Annotated in this window: 13 protein-coding genes; 3 read left to right on the forward strand and 10 right to left on the reverse strand. The window is 51.3% G+C overall.

Going from position 1 to position 15,851, the window contains the following annotated elements; all coding sequences use genetic code 11:
- The first annotated feature begins 105 nt into the window (after positions 1-105).
- The 3 genes from GX659_04075 to GX659_04085 are packed head-to-tail and all read left to right on the forward strand — an operon-like array spanning position 106 to position 6,321.
- Positions 106-4,350: a hypothetical protein gene (locus GX659_04075; protein NLD27965.1), complete on the forward strand. Its 4,245-nt coding sequence runs from the start codon at positions 106-108 to the stop codon at positions 4,348-4,350.
- Positions 4,347-4,946, forward strand: coding sequence for a TetR/AcrR family transcriptional regulator (locus GX659_04080; GenBank protein ID NLD27966.1), 600 nt, complete (start codon positions 4,347-4,349; stop codon positions 4,944-4,946). Before GX659_04075 ends, GX659_04080 begins: the two co-directional genes overlap by 4 nt.
- Positions 4,947-5,004: 58 nt before the next feature.
- Complete coding sequence (locus tag GX659_04085) at positions 5,005-6,321, forward strand: GTPase (protein NLD27967.1); 1,317 nt, start codon at positions 5,005-5,007, stop codon at positions 6,319-6,321.
- Positions 6,322-6,415: 94 nt separating this feature from the next.
- On the opposite strand, the gene GX659_04090 is transcribed toward GX659_04085, so the two are convergent.
- The 10 genes from GX659_04090 to GX659_04135 form a co-directional block, all read right to left on the reverse strand.
- The gene (locus GX659_04090) at positions 6,416-7,258 is read right to left on the reverse strand and encodes a hypothetical protein (protein ID NLD27968.1); all 843 of its coding nucleotides are present in this window, start codon (positions 7,256-7,258) and stop codon (positions 6,416-6,418) included.
- Positions 7,259-7,277: 19 nt separating this feature from the next.
- Positions 7,278-8,579, reverse strand: a complete 1,302-nt coding sequence (locus GX659_04095; GenBank protein NLD27969.1) for a ribulose 1,5-bisphosphate carboxylase — start codon at positions 8,577-8,579, stop codon at positions 7,278-7,280.
- Positions 8,576-9,004, reverse strand: coding sequence for a YjbQ family protein (locus GX659_04100; GenBank protein ID NLD27970.1), 429 nt, complete (start codon positions 9,002-9,004; stop codon positions 8,576-8,578). The genes GX659_04095 and GX659_04100 overlap by 4 nt, the downstream gene beginning before the upstream one ends.
- Positions 9,001-9,882 carry a polyprenyl synthetase family protein gene (locus tag GX659_04105; protein NLD27971.1) on the reverse strand — a complete coding sequence of 294 codons (882 nt, stop codon included), beginning with the start codon at positions 9,880-9,882 and terminating at the stop codon, positions 9,001-9,003. The genes GX659_04100 and GX659_04105 overlap by 4 nt, the downstream gene beginning before the upstream one ends.
- Positions 9,883-9,888: 6 nt before the next feature.
- Positions 9,889-10,119: an exodeoxyribonuclease VII small subunit gene (locus tag GX659_04110; protein ID NLD27972.1), complete on the reverse strand. Its 231-nt coding sequence runs from the start codon at positions 10,117-10,119 to the stop codon at positions 9,889-9,891.
- Positions 10,120-10,184: 65 nt separating this feature from the next.
- A complete protein-coding gene (xseA, locus tag GX659_04115; GenBank protein NLD27973.1) occupies positions 10,185-11,390 on the reverse strand; it encodes an exodeoxyribonuclease VII large subunit in 1,206 nt (401 codons plus the stop codon).
- Between the two features lie 257 nt (positions 11,391-11,647).
- The gene (locus tag GX659_04120; GenBank protein ID NLD27974.1) at positions 11,648-13,045 is read right to left on the reverse strand and encodes a hypothetical protein; all 1,398 of its coding nucleotides are present in this window, start codon (positions 13,043-13,045) and stop codon (positions 11,648-11,650) included.
- Positions 13,046-13,061: 16 nt separating this feature from the next.
- On the reverse strand, positions 13,062-13,562 hold the full coding sequence (locus GX659_04125; GenBank protein NLD27975.1) for a hypothetical protein: 501 nt from the start codon (positions 13,560-13,562) through the stop codon (positions 13,062-13,064).
- Positions 13,563-13,858: 296 nt separating this feature from the next.
- The gene (locus tag GX659_04130; GenBank protein ID NLD27976.1) at positions 13,859-14,833 is read right to left on the reverse strand and encodes an ATP-binding cassette domain-containing protein; all 975 of its coding nucleotides are present in this window, start codon (positions 14,831-14,833) and stop codon (positions 13,859-13,861) included.
- 10 nt (positions 14,834-14,843) lie between these two features.
- Positions 14,844-15,827: an ABC transporter ATP-binding protein gene (locus tag GX659_04135; GenBank protein ID NLD27977.1), complete on the reverse strand. Its 984-nt coding sequence runs from the start codon at positions 15,825-15,827 to the stop codon at positions 14,844-14,846.
- Positions 15,828-15,851: the final 24 nt, after the last annotated feature.

A 15,851-nucleotide genomic window follows, 5' to 3' on the forward strand; every position in this document is an offset into this window, starting at 1 on the left:
TTTCTGGAGAGACAAACGGTTTGCTTCCTCAGAAGAGCGGGGCTTGACAAGATTTACAGGTGGGTATAGGCGCGACTGACATGTCAGTCTAGCTTTGGAGAAAAAATGATGAGGGCAGAACAAAAATGCAAAGGTCTGGGAATTGATATCGGCGCGCTCGCGGTGAAGATCGTCTGGGTGGATGAGAGCAGCAACTTCCGAGCCCGATACAGGTTTCATAAGGGGCATCCCGAAAAAGTGTTGTCGGAGATGATATCCGAGTTCGGGATAGAATCCGAAAGCACCGCCATCACCGGCAGCGGCGGAAGAAAGACCGCCGAAAAAATAGGCGCTCTCTATGTAGATCCCGCCGTCTGCCTTATAGCGGCGACGCAAGGTACGGAAGGGATCCGCCACATCATGGATATCGGCGGCGGCAGCCTCTCGATCGTCGATCTCGATTCCGAGGGAAGATTTTCGGGATTTCGAAGCAATTCGCTGTGTGCGGCCGGAACGGGATCCTTCCTCGACGAACAGGCGGTCAGGATGAAGCTCTCTCTCGAAGAGATGGCCAAAGAGCGCGATATCGTAGAACCTCCGAGGATCGCCGCCCGCTGCGCAGTTTTTGCAAAGTCAGACCTGATACACCGCCAGCAGGAGGGATTCACCATCCCCGAGATGTGGTCCGGCCTCTGCCGCGGCATGGTATCGACCGCGCTCTCTACCCTGTTTCGCGGACGCAAGCCGGTCGGAAAAATTCTTCTGGCAGGCGGAGTTGCAAAAAATCACGAAGTGGTGAGATGGCTTAGGTCCGAACTTTCCGCTGAACTGATCCTTCCAGAAAATCCTGAAACATTTTCCGCGCTCGGCGCTAGCGAGATGGCGAAAAAATCTTCGCACAAAGCCGATTTCTGCAAGCTCGGCGAGGAAGTTTTGGATTCCTGCGAACCTCGCAGAGAGGAACTTCGCCTCGACCTTTCAAAATATCCGAATTTTGAATGCAGGGATAGCTACATCGATGATGAAACGGAGGTAAGAATTCACGCGCCGCTGCAAGGTAAAGTAGCGGTCGGGCTGGATATCGGCTCTACCAGCACGAAGGCCGCGATTCTGGATGAAAATGGCTTCGTCCTCGCCGATCTCTACAGGAGGACAGCGGGCGATCCGATATCCGCGACGAAAAAGATCTTCGCATCGATCGAGCGCGCCTCTAAAGGTGCACCGTTTGAGATAGCCGGAGTCGCTACCACGGGTTCGGGGAGAAAGATGATCGGATCGATCATCGGCGCGGACAGAATAATAAATGAAATTACGGCACACGTGAGCGGTGCGGTGGCTGACGATCCCGATGTGGAAACCATATTCGAAATCGGCGGACAGGATGCAAAGTTCATCTCGCTAAAAGAAGGTGTGCCGCATGATTCCAACATGAACTACGTCTGCGCCGCCGGAACGGGATCTTTCGTTGAGGAACAGGCCGGAAAGCTCGGATTCAAGCTCACCGAGATAGGCGATTCCGTGATGGGCACCAAGCCGCCATTTTCCACCGACCGCTGCACCGTATTCATGGAGCAGGATGTTCACGCGCTGATCAGGCAGGGATACGAAAGGCGCGAGGTGATGGGGAGCGTGCTCTACTCCGTCGTTCAGAATTACCTGAACCGCGTCGTTGGCCGCCATGCATTTTCAAAAAAGAAAATCTGTTTCATGGGAGCAACGGCCCGCAACAAGGGGCTCGTAGCCGCATTCGAAAAGCTGGTTGGCGCACCGATCTCCGTTTCGCCGTATTGCCACGTAATGGGGGCCTATGGCGTGGCGAGAATAGCGCTTAATGAGGTTATTCTGAAAAATGAAAAAACAGATTTCGTCGGACTCAAAATAGTTCAGGGTCCGGTAGAGCTGAGGCGCGATGTGTGTGAGCTGTGCGCCAACAAGTGTTCGATCACCTTCGCGCTCGTGGGAGAAAATGCCACGGCCGAGAATGCGCCAAGTTGGGGATATCTGTGCGGCCGCGAGCCTGATGAAAAAGGCGTAAGGGTGAATCACAATTTTGACTTATTCAGGCAGCGAGACCGCATCTGGAGAAAGGCCGGAGAAGTTTCCTCTCTTCCAAAAAATGCCCCTGTCGTGGGAATTCCGCGTGCGCTCCTCATGTACAGCTATCTTCCGATGTGGCGCAGATTTTTCGGCGAACTCGGAATCAGAGTTGTCCTGTCCAGACCGTCGAGTGACGAAACTCTCGCAATAGCCGAGGAGTTCATAAGCAGTGACTACTGCTACCCGGTGAAGCTGGCCCACGGACATGTGAGGGACCTCGCTGCCAACGGTGAGGTGCAGAAGATATTTTTCCCGTACATGGTGCAGGGCGAGCCGCATGACGACAAATTCGCAAGAAGCGTATTTTGTCCATACAACATATCCTTTCCATCTATAGCGAAGACAGCAGGGCTGGAAAATCCCGAGGGCAAAGAGATAATCTCCGCGGTCGTGAACCTGCAATACAAGACCGAAACGATAGTTCGCGACCTGATGGATGGAGTAGGGAAGGGCTTCGGCCTCAAAAAAGATGACGTAAAGCGCGCGTGGCTCCTCGCAGTTGAGGAACAATCAAAATTTGTTGCCGACGTTGAAAAGATAGGCGCGACAGCTCTTGCCAAACTCGAAAAGGATGGCAGTCGGGGAGTGGTGCTTCTGGGTAGGTCCTACAACGTATGCGATCTCGGCGTTAATTTGAACCTTCCGCAGAAGATAGCGGACCTAGGCCTTCTCGCTTTCACGGTTGACATGCTTCCCCTGTCGCACATACGGATAGATCCCCTCTTCAAAAATATGTATTGGAAATACGGGAGGAAGATGCTGCAGGCGGCCACTCTGGTGGCAAAGCACGAGGGTCTTCACGCCGTCTTTATGACAAACTTCAGCTGTGGTCCGGACTCATTCTTGCAATCGTATGTGGAAAAGATCATGCGCGGAAAGCCGATGCTGATGCTGGAGATGGACGAACACAGCGCGGACGCCGGATATATTACGAGGCTCGAGGCCTTCAGGGATGTCATCTGCCGGGGAGAGAGCAGCGCGGCAACTCATCATTCCGGCGAATGCGGCAATCCAGAAAAATCATTGGATCCCCGCTTGCAACACGCAGGGACGACAACTGTTTCGGAAAACAACGGCGCATCCCCCGCAGGAAAGGATGTGAGAACCATCTGGCTTCCGCCGATGCACCCGTATGGAGCACCACTTTTGGCAGCGGCGATGCGCAGCAAGGGAATGCCGGCCAGGGAGCTTCCTTCGGAAACGCTCGAAACGTTTGAGATGGCGAAGCGCTACTGCCGCGGAACGGAATGCGTCCCGGCACCCTCCACGATAGGCGCATTTCTGGCGATGCTGAAAAAATCCGACGCGCCGGAGCGCGAATGTTTCTTCATGCCAACGGCCAAAGGGCCGTGCAGGTTCGGACAGTATCACGCCCTTCATAGAATGATACTCGACGAGGCTGGCTACAAAAATACCCCGATCGAATCGTGGGACGATGGGACCGGCGATTTCGGCCTTGACCTGGATACCAGCAAGAGAATCTACAGCACGATACTGTCGTCCGATCTTCTTTACAAAGCGCGCTGCAGGCTGCGTCCGTACGCGTATGACCGAATCGCATTCGATTCGCTCATGGAGAAACAGGTCGAGTTTATGTCCGAAAAAATAGAACGAGGCGAAAACATAGATGATGCCTTGGGACGGGTTGCCTCCGTTCTTTCAAAAGTTGATATCTCACGCGAGAGAAAGCCTCTGGTGGGAATAGTGGGCGAAATCTACGTCAGGGTAAATCCGTTCACCAATGGAAGGCTGGTCGAAACGGTTGAGGCGGCCGGTGGTGAGGCATGGCTTTCCCCTCTCACGGAATGGTTTCAGTACCTAGCCTACATGGATAACCGAATGGCCAAGGATCGCGGGCGCACTTTTGGGGATAGAATAAAAAAATCGCTAAAAAATTCCTACATGATGATGAAGGAACGAAAGCTCACTAAGATAATGGATCCCATAATCGGAGATAGAAGGGAGCCTTCGATAAAAAGCACCGTCTCGGCGGGAGCGCAGGTCTTTCCAGTTCAATTTGACGGTGAATCGATTCTCACTGTGGGTCGCGCAATAGAATTCGCACATCAGGGAGTGGATCTTATAATCAACTGTGCCCCCTTCGGATGCATGCCTGGAACGCTTACGTCCGGAATATTCCAGGGGCTGGAGCAACGGATGGGGGTTCCCATAGTGAGTATGTTCTTCGACGGCGAAACCGATCTAAGCCACCTAGTGAGGACGTATCTGGAAAATATCAAGCAGAGAAAGTCGACGTTGGAGAACAGGTCATGAAGCCGGAGGAAAGAAAACGGGCTATCGTCGAGGCTGCGGTGGAATGCTTTTCAAAAAAGGGATACCATGCCACCTCGATAAGCCACATAATAGACGCAGCGGGGATAGCGCGGGGCACATTCTATCTCTACTTCAAAAGTAAGCACGAGATATTCCAGTTTGTCCTCGATGATCTCATTTCGAAAATACGATCGCAGATACGCACTATAGACCTAAACATCGACGAGAGTCCGGCGGCGCAGATGCGCGGAAACGTGGAACGTGTTGTTCTGGCAATAACATCGAGTCCAGAAGTGGCTCAAATACTTTTCAACGAAGCCGTCGGCCTCGACAAGGAGACGCAGGAACGCCTCAAAAATTTCTACGCTGAGTTTATAGAAATAATACAATCGGCTATAGAGAGAGGAGCATCCTTCGGTCTTATACGAAATGTGGATCCATCTGTTGCGTCCTGCATAGCACTCGGCGGGGTCCGCGAGATTGTGATTCAAACGAAAATTTTCCAAAATACGAATATCGACAGCAAATCCATGATAGACGGGCTCATAGACGTTTTATTCGGAGGCATCGGCCCCAAACTTTCCGAAGGATATTGACCTCTTGTCTTTTAAACTATCCCCTGTTAGTCATTTCGCCTCAAACATGGGAGGAAATATGACGGCAAAGCGGGTTCTAATAATGGGCGCAGCTGGCAGGGATTTCCATAACTTCAACACCTTTTTCAAGGACAATCCGGAATACGAGGTGGTCGCTTTCACCGCCACGCAGATACCCAACATCCACGGAAGGATCTATCCTTCGGTGCTCGCGGGAAAGATGTATCCGGATGGAATTGAAATACTCCCTGAGGAAGATCTCTCCAAGATCATAAAAGAAAAAGATGTCGATCTGGTCGTGTTCTCCTACAGCGATGTCGAGCACAAGTACGTCATGGAAAAAGGTTCACAGGTCTTGGCCGCCGGAGCCAACTACATGCTTCTCTCACCGACCAAGACGCAGATCAAGGCGAAAGTTCCGGTCATATCTGTTTGTGCGGTAAGAACCGGCTGCGGAAAGAGCCAGACGTCCAGAAAAATTGTTTCACTACTCATAGAATCGGGCAAAAAGGTGGTCGCCATCCGCCATCCGATGCCTTATGGCGATCTCGCAAAACAGGCGGTCCAGCGCTTTGCATCGTACCAGGACCTTGATGATCACAACTGCACGATCGAAGAACGCGAGGAGTATGAACCATATATCGACAAAGGCCTCGTCGTGTACGCTGGCGTAGACTATGAAGCGATAACGCGCCAGGCGGAAAAAGAGGCCGACATTATAATATGGGACGGCGGCAGCAACGACATGCCTTTCCTCAAATCGGATCTGGAGATAACGGTTCTCGATCCGCTTCGCGCAGGGCATGAGCGTAGCTATTTTCCTGGGGAGACGAATTTTCTTACCGCCGACGTTCTGGTCATCAACAAATATCAGCAGGCGAGCGCCGAACAGCTGAATACGCTGCTCGACAATATTAAAAAGTTCAACCCCGATGCAAAAGTAATCAAGGGCGATTCCAAGATACTTGTGGATGATCCTAAAAAGGTGAAGGGCAAAAAGGTTCTCGTGGTGGAAGACGGTCCGACCCTGACGCACGGCGGAATGAGCTTCGGTGCCGGCATGGTAGCTGCCGACGAATTCGACGCACAGGAAATCGTTGATCCGAGACCATACGCAGTCGGTTCCATAAAGGACGCCTATACGAAATACCCCAATCTCGGCAAATTGATTCCTGCTCTTGGTTACTACGACGACCAGCTCGTCGATCTTGAAAAATCCATAGCCGCGACTCCGTGCGATCTGGTCCTGATCGGCAGCCCGATCGACATCCGCCGTGTTATCAATCTCGATAAGCCGGCGATGCGCGTTTACTACGAACTTGAAGAGATGGGCGAGCCAACGCTCAAGAGCGTGCTCAAAGATTTTGTAAAGTAAAAGCTTAGCTTCCGATGAATTGCAAAAGGCCTCCGACGAGGAGGCCTTGTGTTTTTTCCAAAAACCAGGACATCTGAAGTCCGCCGCTTTGGCGCTACTTCTTCTTTTCCGATTCAATTTTGAGCCTTCGCATCTCGCTTTCAGCCTCTTCCATCTGCCTTTTGGCCGCCTCTATTTTTTCCTCAAGGGCTTCGAGTTTATCCTGTTCGGTTGCCGGAGGACGTTCAGGATCTATGATGCTGGCCTTTTTAAGTTTTATTGTGTCGTCTGAAAAAGACTCTTTTGAAGCATCAGCTTTCTCTTTTTCTTCTGTGGTGGCCATATCCTCATCCAGCGCAAGTTCTGTAGCCATCTCTGCCTTGACCTTGGCACCATACTCCTTCGCACTGTTTTCATTATCGAATGGTTCTAACCACTCCTTTATTCCATCTATAACGGCTTTGGCATCATCGGATTTAAAAACAGCAGAATCGAACTTAAAACCTGGCATGCATGTAACACGCGAATGGCGTTTTTCGTTATCTACAAGAAGAGGAAAATAGACATCGACCGATATCAGTCTAAGATAAACGGCGTTGTTGAAATATTTTATCCCGGCAACAGCCATGACATCTCCGGGCTGAAGATATGTGTAGGGCTTTCCTCTTCTGCCAACAATCCTGCCGTCTTTCATGTGTATCACCGAACCTCGATAGTCATATTCCTGCCACTCGATAAAAAACCTCGCCCTGTCTGCCGGAATTCCGCCGCGCTTTACGACCACAAATCCTCGCAGCGCACCTTTATTGAGCTCATAGTGAGCGGTGTCCAGAGATTTATTATGAACGGCAGGGGGAAAGTTGCTGGCGACCGCAGCCTCTATATTTTGTCTCAATTTAGCTTCGGCAACGAAGGGAATTGCGAACAACACCGCCACGAATAAAAAAGTTTTTCTCATAATATACACCTCTCAAGATTCAATCTGATTTACCGAAAGCTTCTATCGCCCTTTGTAGCTCCCTATGGGTCCTCGAATATTCCTCGATGCTGACTCCGGATGATATCGCATTCCACGCCTGTCTAAGGCTCATGGCGCCCGCCGCGGCCCCATCGGGATGACCGAAGACGCCGCGTCCTGGAACCATTGCGAAATCAATGCTACCCACCTTCTCGTATATCGAAGGGAGAGTGCCCGCCCAGTCGCTTCCTCCTGGGACCGGAAGTGACCTCTTTATATCGCAGAGATCGATGCTGCATTCGCGCACGTTTTCCAAAACCTCCGAGGAGGAGGTCTTCATGCGCTCTCCGAAACCGGGCATTATTATCGCGTCGCAGCCGCATATCCTCTGAAGCTTCGTCATGACTCTGCTGGAAACTCCGAACCAAGGGTGCATCGACATCGGCGCGATGCAGTCGAAGTGCGCTACGATGGGAAGGTCCGTGTTCTTCCTGAGAACCCTTACGGGTGAAAGCCCGAGCGCCATGACATTGACCATCACAGCGTTGATTCCGTTTTCCCGTGCGATATCGCACAGCTTCAAAATTCTATCCGATTCGTCGGTGACGTTGGCGACAAAACACTTTTTCTCACCCGTCAGGTCCTGCGCGTGGCGGAGGGCATCGCCAACCATCCGCATGCGTTTTTCGAACGGTGAATAGTCAGGATCGGCGAGCATCTCGTCATCCTTGGCGACATCTAGCCCCCCGCGCCATCCTTCGAAGGCGAGTTCTGCAAAGCTCTTCGGGTCGAGACCGACGTTGGGCTTTACCACCCCGAAAAATATCGGGCGATCGTGGATCTGGATCATGGTTCGAAAACCTTCAGTCCCGTGCAAGGGCCCCTGAAAATCGGCCAGAAATTCCGGAGGGAAGCGGATGTCTTTCAACTTTATTGCAGTTATTCCATGGCTGAAAAAAGCTCCCTCACCCATTGCGACGGTTAGAAGGTTGGGAATTCTCGTTCCAAAATTTCTATATGGATGTGCTATTTTCGCGCGGACCTTCAGATATGAAGAAACCCCTTCTTGGTCGCTGTAGAAGGCAGAAAAACCGGACTCGTCGAGAACATCGAGCGCAATCACCTTGGCCGCATGTCTGATGCGAAAATCCTCATCGACTCCGGGGCGTTTCCACTGTGCGGTGGAGGTTTCCTGACAAAGCCTGGCTGCTGCTTCAAGAGGATCAAGGGAGGTTTCGAATACGTAGTCGAAGATGACACACGAGGCCATATCTATCTCAGATTCCTTCGCGAGAAACCCCTGTATCGCTTCTCTTTTCATCTTGATTCGCCCAGGATTTTTACGATTACCTTGCGGCTATCGCGCGGACCGTCGAGCTCCACGAAAAATATTGACTGCCAGCTGCCGAGAATCATCTCGCCGTCTTTAACGGGAATCGTTTCAGAGGCGTTCATGAAAAGCGACATGATATGCATCCTGGCATTTTGTCTGTTATCGACGGTATGCTCATCGTGGCGGTATGCTGCCTTAGGGACTGCATCCTTGAGATAGTTGATCATATCCATCTGCAGTCGCTTGCAGTTCTCGGTGATTCTGACCGACGCTGTTGTGTGGTTGCTGAAAATTACGACGAGCCCATCTTTCACCCCAGACCTTCGGAGAGCATCATTCACTCGATCGGTGATATCGATAAATTGGATATCGCTGGAGCTGTCTATTAAAATTTCCGACTGAAAACCTGTCATTTATTCCTCTCGATGATATATCTCGCTATCAGCGCAAGAGGTTCTGCGCCGTTTCCAAACGGCGCCAGAAGTGAAACAGCCTCGTCGATGAGAGAGGCCGCTCGCCGCTTCGATTTTTCCATTCCGAGGACCAAAGGGTATGTAGATTTCTGATTGTCCTCGTCGCTGCCGATGTTCTTGCCCAGAAGAGCTTGGTCCCCTTCGATATCCAGGATGTCATCAGCGATTTGAAAAGCCAGCCCGATGTTCATTCCATATCTGTCGAAAAGGGCGACGTGTTCATTCGACGCGCCTGAAAGCTTTGCTCCAGAGGTGACAGAAGCCCTCAGCAGCGCTCCGGTCTTCATCATGTGAAGCTCGTCGAGCTTGTTCTCCGAAACGTTTCTGCCTGTGGATTCTATATCGATGACCTGTCCGCCGGTCATGCCGCGCGCTCCTGTGGCTGACGCGATATCGCCAATAACCTCGACTACCAGCTCCGGAGCGAAACGTTTAAGCCCTCTGGCCATGACATAAAAAGCCTCTGCGAGTAGTCCATCTCCAGCAAGGATAGCATTGGCTTCGCCGAAAATCTTGTGATTGGTCGGCTGTCCACGCCTTAACGAATCATCATCCATGGCTGGCAGGTCGTCATGGATGAGCGAGAAGGTATGTATCATTTCCATCGCGACGGCCACCGGAAGAACGCTCTGCGCATCTCCGCCAACCGCTTCGGCCCCCGCCATGACAAGCACCGGCCTGATGCGTTTGCCACCGGCATCGAGGCTGTACTGCATCGCTCTCCTGAGGGTTTCCGGGATATCCTTATCGCCGATCGATTTACACATGTGCGCTTCGACCAATGATTTCTTTTCGCTTAGGTATGACTTGATATCCATTTTGAATTACTCCTTGATCTCGAAGGAGACGGATCTTATTCCTCCCGATGCGTCATTTATGAGCTGTTCTACCTTGCCCTTCGCTTCATCGAGTTTTTTTTCGCAATCCCTAAGAAGGGAGACGCCCTTTTCAAACTCAGAAAGTGAATCGTCCAGCGATATATCCCCAGCCTCCAGCTTTCGCACTATCTTTTCGAGATCCGCCATCGATTCTTCAAAACTTTTCTTGGCACTCATTTCATTCCTCCGTTATAAAGCTTGCCCGCATATGCGGCAAAACTAGAACAAGCAATAAGATGGCGTCAACGTCCAACTTTTTCGACGCGCGTATTGGCAAAACCATCTACAAAGCGGATTTTTAAGGAATCTCCGCATTTGAGAGATCCGGCGCTTCGCACTATCCTGCCATCGGAACTCTCAACTACGGAATACCCCTTTCCAAGCACAGCAAGCGGCGAGAGGTGGTCGAGATTGCTGGCGAGCTTGGCGACGGATTGCAAACGCCTTTCCATAAGCCTTTCCACGGCTATCAACATTGAACGACGAAGTGAGTCTGTGGCTCGAAGCATATCAGGGAATCTTCTGCGAAGATCGGGAATTCTTTGCGCGAGTTTCGCCAGCTCCTGTGTTCTGCGTTCGAGAGACTGCCTGAGGGCAAATGAGAGCTGCCTCTTTTTTTCCTCGAGCATCGCTATGAGCTCGGCTTTGACCGGGATGGCGATCTCGGCCGCAGCGGAAGGCGTTGCAGCTCTGACATCGGCTACCATATCAGATATCGTCGTGTCTATCTCGTGTCCCACAGCGGAAATAACAGGTATTCTGGAAGCGGCAATCGCCCTGGCTACGACTTCTTCATTGAAGGCCCAGAGGTCCTCTATGGACCCTCCGCCGCGCCCCACTATCATGACATCTATGTCGTCGCGTTCGTTTAGCGTCGATATTCCTTCGGCTATCTCCGCAGCAGAGCCTTCGCCCTGAACCTTTACCGGCTTGAGCAATATTTCTACGTTAGGGAAGCGCCTCGTCAGTACGTTGATGATATCCCTTACCGCTGCTCCGGTTGACGAAGTAACCACCCCGATTTTTTTGGGCAGAAACGGTATGCGCTTTTTTCTCTCGGAGCTGAAAAGCCCTTCGGCGAGGAGTTTTTTCTTCAACTGTTCGAAGGCGAGCTGTAGAGCGCCTATCCCCTTTGGTTCGCAGAAATCTATCAATATAGAATAATACCCGCCTGGACCGTAGACGTCTATGTCGCCGCGGCATACGAGTTCCAGACCGTCCTTGAGTTCAAATGGAATCTTTCTCGAGGCGGCGTTGAAAATTATCGCCCGTATTTTGTTTTTTTGTTCGTCCTTGAGCGAAAAATAAAAATGTTTTCCGCTTTGATTCTTGAAGTCGGTAACTTCGCCAGAGATCCATATCTCGCGGCACGGCTCCTCTACCAGCGACTTTATTTTTCTCGTGATCTCGCTAACAGTGTAAATTTTTTTGGGAGGAGTTTTCTCCAGCTGGGGGGCGGATGATACCGTAAGACCTCTTGAAGATTCCACCGCAACGGCCGAATAGCGAGCTGTGACCTCGAAAAGGGTTTTAGCTGGGGGCTTTGCGGTCCCGCCTGCGGAGGCGTCGTAGGAATCGATGAGCATCGGAGCTTTTTTTGCCCCGCGTCTCTTTTTCGCCCCTCCCTTTTTGTTCTTCGCTTTCTTTTTCTCCTTTTTCGTCGGAGAAAAATCGCCGGCGCCGAATATGTCAATTTGCTTGGGTGTCACGATCGTTTCGCTTTCCTAGAGGAACTTTTCATCCTGGAGATAGCCCTTTTGACGCGCATCTTCCCTGGGCTTCTAACCTTTTTTCTGTTTCCTTCGAGAAGAAGTTGAATCGCTTTGGGGCTCGAAGAACCGCCCGAGAGTATCTTCAGCTTATTTTCGACGCCGTCGCGGGAAATCTCTATGCCGTATTTTTGCAGTATTGCTTTGACTTCGTCGAACTTCTCTTCAACCGAATTTCTAACGGACAAGAAACCTAGCTTAGCAGCTTCTATCCTGTTTTTGAATGAAAGCGGGTTTAGGGCAAAAAAGGCCTCATCATCCGCTTGCGGCTCGATGAGTATGATGTCCCCATTGAAGTCCGGACTTCGTCGGTAGTAGTCTATGGCGGCCTTCAGGCGTGAATGAAAGAAGGCTCTCATGATCTGATTGAGCACCGTCATGATTCCGCTGGAAGAAAGATATCTGCCTTCCTTGCGCCTTTTGTTGAAATCATCCACGAAACCCTTGGGCTCGAACGGCCTGAAAGGGTTATAACAGATTATCAGCTTCGCCCCCTTGTCGATGGCTATGTCGATATTGGCAGTGCGCTGAACTCCGCCGTCCACGTAATCGACGCCGCCTATCCGTGCGGGCTTATAAAAGCCGGGAACCGCGGTGGAGGCCTGGATAGCCTCGGAGAGAGTTATGGAGTTGTTCTCGTCGGGACCGAAGATCACCCTTTTACCATCGTCGAGACGCATCGCCGAGATATAAATCAACTTCCCGGATATTTTCTGGATTTCCCTGAAGTCGTTGGTCAGCCCGTTGCGCTCTATATTTTTTCTGACGTAGAGTTCTATTGCGCTGTTGTCAAAAACGCCCGACGGCAAAATTTCCAAAAAGGAGGGAAAATCTTCCATGCTTCCAAGGATGGGTTTGACCATCGAGTCATAATTCGCCGCGGTCGGATTTTCGAGAAATGAGATCACATTCTTGAAGAGGCCCTTCGACCAGTCGGGATACCTGCTGACTATTCCCAGGAGCTTGCCTGGAAGCATAGCTGCGAGCTTCGCCGCAAAATGCAGCGGTTTAATTAGCATCTCGGCAAAATTAGGCTTGTAATAATGCCAGGCGCTGAGTGGGGAAAAATGCCCGGAGGTTCCATCGAGGCTTTTAAGAATCGACTCGGGAGAAATTCCTCCGACAAGCGGTGCAGCTATAAGGCTTCCAGAACTTATTCCCACATAGAGATCGAAATTGTTTACACTGAAATTTCCAAAATAATCATTCAGGGCCTTGAGCCCGCCGGCCTTGAACGAGGCGCCTGTTACAGCCCCTCCGGCCATGATAAGCGCCTTTTTGCCGGCGATGACCTTGTGCGACGGCGCGCTCCTTTGTACGATAGTTATGCCCATCTGCGGATGCGGAAAATCATCTTCCCGCCATTACCTCAAATTTTGTGTTCATCGATTTTAAAAAAATCTCGACAGTGGTGAACTTTTCGAGGTCCAAAGTTTCGGGGACAAAGAGATCTATGACATCGCGCGCGCCTATCGGAAGTAGCAGCGGATAACCGATTACATCCTTTACGCGCGGCGGAAGCGCAGACCATGCTTTGGGATCCTGCCCCCTCAGGTTGTGCAGCGCCTTGATCGGAGAGCTCTTGCCATCGACTTTTATGGACCATTTATCCCTCTGCGGATCGAGACCTATTATATTGAAGGATGAATTAGCGATGACGACGTTGATCAGCTTATAGCCGGGAACCAGGTTATCCAAGCGCGGATCGTAGCTAGCGTCTATCACCAGACCATAGCCCTGAATGGGGACGCCTCCGTTAACCTGGACCTTATTTATCTTTGCGCAAAAGGCATGCGAATAGAAAGTCACCGATAAAATAAAAACGGCGACCATCATGAGTATGCGCTTCATAAATCCTCCCTCGATCAAGATTTGAATGCGGATCGTAGCCTCACCAAATGGCGTTGTAAAGCATGGAATGGCGGGGACATGGTGAATTTTCGAAGTGTTTCAAGTAGTTACAAAGAAAATGAATTCCGATCTGTTTAAGGAACCTCTGAAAAGCTAGCTGTAAGCGCCTCTAAAAGCTATCTTATGAAAGCCGTCTGCCATCAGTCACGGTTGTTGCTGGATCCCCGATAGAACCATTCGGGGATGACAAGCGCATAGTTCTTAGAGGTGCCCTGAATTTGCTGATTTTTCGGAGGTTACTTAAATTCATCTATAAAATGACATGCGCCTGTGCGGCCTGGGAGGTACTCGCGGAGAGCGGGTTCCTCGGTTTTGCAGATATCCCTGCTGTGCGGGCATCTCGGATGAAAGGGGCAGCCCGTCGGAGGGTTGATTGGTGAAGGGACATCCCCTTCAAGAAGTATCCTCTCCCGCTTGATCGCGGGATCCGGCACCGGTACTGCCGAGATGAGAGCGCGGGTGTAGGGGTGGGAGGCCTGTGATATCGACTCAGCGGGAAACAATTCCATGATCCTGCCGAGATACATAACTGCTACGCGGTCGCTGACGTGCTCCACGACCTTGAGATCGTGAGAGATGAAGAGGTAGGTCAGCGAAAGCGAGCTGCGAAGATCGGAGAGAAGATTAAGTATTTCTCCCCTTATCGAAACATCCAGCGCCGAAACCGGTTCGTCGGCGATAACGAAATCGGGATTCATCGCTATCGCTCTGGCTATCCCTATCCTCTGGCGCTGGCCGCCGGAAAACTCGTGCGGATATTTTGAATATGCTGACTCAGGGAGCCCGACCTTGGAAATCAGATCTAGCACTCGCTTACGCCTCTCAGCCCTATCGCCCATTTTGTGAATGACCAGAGGCTCGGCGATTATTTCGCCCGCTTTCATCCTCGGGTTTAGTGATGCGTAGGGATCCTGGAAGACTATCTGCATACGTTGCCTGAGCCGACGTAGCTTGGGCTGGGAAACTGCGGTAATATCGGTTCCATCGAATATTATTTTTCCCGAATCGGAATCTATCAACCTCAACATCAGCATTCCGAGAGTGGATTTTCCGCATCCGCTTTCTCCGACAAGGCCCAAGACCTCGCCTCTTTTTATGCAAAGGGATATGCCACGCACCGCATGGACCCTGCCAATTTCACGGCCGAAAAAGCCTCCGCGTATCGGGAAGCTTTTTTTTAAATTCTTTATCTCAACGAGAGTTCTTTCCATCCAAAACACCTCATTTTTGTGAAGCGTAAAAACATCTGACAAGCCTTCCGACCCCGCAGGGATCATCTGGAACGTCGCGGCCGCGGCAATCGTTGTGAACCTTTTCGCATCTGTCGGCAAAAGCGCACCCGGCAGGCATATCTATCAGGCTTGGGATCATTCCCGGAATCGTCGGGAGCCTGGAGTCGGGCGGGGCCTTCTTGAGCGGCGGAATGGACCTAAGAAGGCCCTGGGTATATGGATGCATCGCCGATCCGAAGATCTCTTCCGTGTTCCCCTTCTCGACAAACCGGCCCGCATACATGACATGAACCCTGTCTGCCATCTCTGCCACAATGCCGAGGTCGTGCGTGACGAGGATCATCGACATGCCGAGCTCGGATTGAAGTTTTCTCATGAGATCGAGTATCTGAGCCTGAATCGTCACATCGAGTGCAGTGGTTGGCTCATCGGCTATGAGAATGTCTGGAGTGCACGAAAGAGCCATCGCTATCATGGCGCGTTGCCTCATGCCTCCGGAAAGCTGGTGGGGATATTCATCCGCACGTCGCTCCGGAGCGGGCATGCCAACCATATCGAGCATCTGGATTACGCGTCTTCGAAGAGTTGCCCCTCTTATATTTTCATGAAGCGAAAGAGCCTCGCCTATCTGGTTGCCTATCGTATAGACGGGATTTAGCGATGTCATTGGCTCTTGGAATATCATGGCTATCTTTTTACCGCGGATCTTTCTCATATCGGATTCATCGAGCTTGAGAAGATCGACCGAGCTGCCTCCCGATCCAAAAAGAACCTCGCCGGAAACTATCCGACCGGGGCGTCCTATTAGCCGCATGATCGACATCGCCATAACGCTCTTGCCGCATCCGCTTTCGCCGACTATGCAGAGCGTTTCCCCTCTGGAGAGATCGAAGGAGAGGTCGTTCACCGCGCGGACTTCGCCCTCGTCGGTGGAAAACTGCGTCGTGAGATTTCTGACTGAAATAATAGTCATCGTAAGACCGTCCCGATTTTTTGC

The sequence above is a fragment of the Myxococcales bacterium genome (assembly GCA_012513515.1).
Lineage (GTDB): Bacteria > UBA10199 > UBA10199 > 2-02-FULL-44-16 > JAAZCA01 > JAAZCA01.